1 protein-coding gene is annotated in these 556 nt (G+C 28.6%); it reads left to right on the top strand.

Annotated features, from left to right (window positions below; genetic code table 11):
• A partial coding sequence (locus AJN70_RS08305) for a 6-hydroxymethylpterin diphosphokinase MptE-like protein (protein ID WP_148128157.1) occupies positions 1-556 on the top strand: 556 nt, incomplete at both ends.

Here is a 556-nt window from a genome sequence, read left to right as displayed (position 1 = left end):
TGCAAGGCATAGAACAATTTGTTTATAACTTACCTCAAATGATTACTCATCCTAGTTATAAAGAATTACTTTCCAAAAGAAAGGGTATAAGTGATACAGCTATCATTGTTTCTACAGGACCATCTCTTACTAAACAACTTCCTTTGTTAAAAAAGTATGCTAATAAAGCTACAATTTTTTGTGCGGATTCTTCTTATCCTATTTTAGCTAAACATGGTATAAAGCCTGATTATGTTTGTATGTTGGAAAGAAAAGCTATTACAGCAGAATTTTTTAATCATGATTTTGGGGAATTTGATAATGGAATTTGTTTTATTATCAAATCCATAGTACATCCTAATGCCATAAATTACCTAACCAAAAAAACCGATAATTTTACTATAGTTTCAACCTATGCAAGTTTTATACAATATTTAAAATTAGATTATTTTGGATATTTTAACATGGGATTTAGTGTTGCACATATGGCTTGTTATCTTTCCTTACATTTAAATCATAAAAACATCATTTTTATAGGACAGGATTTAGCTTATGCTGAAAATGGCAATTCTCATCC

The sequence above is a fragment of the Campylobacter sp. BCW_4341 genome (assembly GCF_001764255.1).
GTDB classification, from domain to species: Bacteria; Campylobacterota; Campylobacteria; order Campylobacterales; family Campylobacteraceae; genus Campylobacter_D; species Campylobacter_D jejuni.
Note: the sequence above shows the minus strand (reverse complement) of the source record. Positions and strands in the feature narration are given on the sequence as shown.